The 2,755-nt window shown below is 57.3% G+C and carries 1 protein-coding gene and 2 pseudogenes; all 3 read right to left on the bottom strand.

Going from position 1 to position 2,755, the window contains the following annotated elements; translation table 11 throughout:
* Positions 1-1,837, bottom strand: a pseudogene (locus tag AC1DYM_RS22885) (condensation domain-containing protein); the annotation flags it as partial.
* Positions 1,838-1,936: 99 nt separating this feature from the next.
* Positions 1,937-2,026: pseudogene (locus tag AC1DYM_RS22880) on the bottom strand (hypothetical protein); the annotation flags it as partial.
* The coding region (locus AC1DYM_RS22875) for an AMP-binding enzyme (RefSeq protein WP_477342331.1) at positions 2,023-2,755 on the bottom strand (733 nt) is incomplete at its 5' end. The gene AC1DYM_RS22875 and the pseudogene AC1DYM_RS22880, both read right to left, overlap by 4 nt.

Here is a 2,755-nt window from a genome sequence, read left to right as displayed (position 1 = left end):
GGTCCAGCACCGGCACGGCAAGCTGTGCCGAGAGCGATGTCCATGCCTCGCCCAGCCCAGGCTGGGTCAACACCGCTACCGGTGCCGCATCCTCCAGCATGTAACGCAGTCGCTCGGCCGGGTACGACGGATCCAGCGGCACGTAYGCACCACCGGCCTTCAACACCGCCAACAGGCCCACCATCATCGGCAGCCCACGCTCCACGCACAGCGCTACCCGCGCGTCCGGACCCACGCCCAGCCTGCGCAGATGGCGAGCCAGGCGATTGGCCTGCGCGTTCAGCGCCGCATAACTCAGCGACAGCGCCCCATGCACCACCGCCGTCGCCGCTGGTGTCCGCGCTACCTGTGCCTCGAACAACTCATGCACGCACGAGGACGGGTACGCCACCGTCGTCGCGTTCCACTCCGTCACTACACGATGACGCTCCTGCGCACTCAGCACCTCCAGCGCGAGCACCGGACGCGCCGACTCCGCTTCCAGCGCCTCCAGCAAACTGACACTCGCTGTGGCGAGAAGGCTCAAAATACGCGTAGCCCCTATAACAGGAGCGACTTGAACTGTCAGGCCGAATGTTTCTCCAAGGTCATCAACCGACACGTCCAAAAGATAGTTCGACCGCTCCTCTACTCTGATACCTTCAATGCCTTTCCATGCGCTACCGCCGCCAAACATCGACCCAGAGCCGAGACCCTGTGAATGGCGAAAATTGAACAGTGACGCAAACAATGGTTGGGGCGCTGGAATGGAACTACATCTCTGGGCAAGCGCAAGCGATGCATTCTCATGCGCAAGAATACCTACAAGAACACCATGCATGGTAGCTAATGCCTCTGCAGCATCAATACCTTGCAGCTGTATACGGATGGGTAGAGTGTTGATGAAGAGGCCCATTGCTCTATCCGTCGCTCCGCCCCCCTGAAGGCGGCCGAACAGCAACGTGCCGAAAACAACATCATCCTTTCCCGAAGTTCGCGCCAATACCTGCGCCCATGCGAGATGAAAAAAGCTAGCTGTGCTTACGCCAAACTTCTTCGCCTGCACCCGTATACGCGAAGACAGATCCTTCCCAATATCCACAAAACCATCTTCGACGCCCGTGCCATCATGAAACACGTTTGACATGCCAAAGGGAGCGGTCACCTCATCGATATCACCAAGCATGTTGCGGAAGAAGGTTTCTTGTGCTTGCTTATCGGATCCTAACTTCGTCTGGGCGATGAAATTGCGAAACGGTACCGGGTCAGATAAGTCATCTTCGCGACCAAGAAGATAGGCTTCGATTTCCTCGTTCAAGATTTCGAGAGATGTGTGATCGCTGATGAGATGATGTTCTAGAAGCAACAAGAGCCACTTCGTTGAATCCACGTCGAATGCGACGAACGCCCGTATCATCGGCGCGCGACGAACATCAATACGATAGCGGCGCGGATCAACCCGCTGGTAGAGAACTTCGGCTGCCGTCTGATCCCCGCCACCCTGCAATTCACCAAATTCCTCGATGGGAAGAGCAACATCGCGCAAGACAACCTGAACCGGCTCGCTCACATTTTCCCAGACAATCGCGGTTCGTAGGATGTCGTGCCTTGCTACGACTGCGCTAAATGCGCTGATGTAACGATCCAATAATTCCCTAGTCTCGAAGGAAGTCATTGTTACAAGTACGTAAGGATCCGCGTCGGTGGACATCAAGTGGTGAAATAGGATGCCCTCCTGCAACGGGGCCAGCGGATAGATATCCTGAATGTTCGACGCCCCACCAGGAGTCACTGAGGCAATCCGGTCAATCTCTTCTTGGGAAAGGTTGACTAGAGGCAACATCGAAGGATCAAGACGAACTTCTGGCGTCCACCAAGCGTCGTCGCTAGTGATCATCGCGAGAAGGTCCGATTTGTGCTGTCGGATACGTTCAACAAAGGCCCCATCTAGGACCTCGTCGTCGGCCGAAACACTAAGGTTTTCACCTTGCTTCTTCAGATAAACGGACTTTTCGGAAAGGGCAGCCAGCAATTCTTCAATTGTCATAGATCGATCTTCGTCGTCGTTCTTGGCCCCGAAGACAATTTCTTCGGAATCCGATTCTTGGGTATGTTCAGATCTTCGCGAATGACTCGTACAGAGGAAGCCAGCCCTGCAACTGTAGGTGTCAGGAATATCGTCCTGACATCAACTACGATGTCTTTTTTTCGCAATTCATCAAGTAGTTTGATTGCCAACAACGAGTGGCCGCCCAAGGCGAAGAAGTTGTCGTGGCGGCCCACCCGGGCATGACCCAGCAGGCCCGACCACACCGYCGCGATCGCCTCCTCCACCGCACCTTCCGGTGCTTCGTACGCTTGCACCGCGTAGGACTCCGCCTCCGGTGCCGGCAGCGCCTTGCGATCCAGCTTGCCGTTGGGTGTCAGYGGCAGCGAGGCCAGCGTCACGATCGCACTCGGGACCATGTACTCCGCCAGCGTTCCCGACAGGGCCTCGCGAAGACGCTCCACCGACAGCGTGGCGCCYGCCTCGGCCACCACATAGGCCACCAGTCGACGATCGCCCGGCTGATCTTCGCGGGCAATCACCACCGCCTCGCGTACGCCGACCTGCTCTGCCAGCCGTGCCTCGATCTCTCCCAGCTCGATGCGGAAACCACGTACCTTGACCTGGAAGTCGTTACGACCCAAATACTCGATCGTGCCGTCCTCACGCCACCGGCCCAGATCACCCGTGCGGTACATCCGTCCACCGTGGAACGGATCGGCCACAAAG

Source organism: Luteibacter sp. P1_D3 (genome assembly GCF_056406135.1).
Note: the sequence above shows the minus strand (reverse complement) of the source record. Positions and strands in the feature narration are given on the sequence as shown.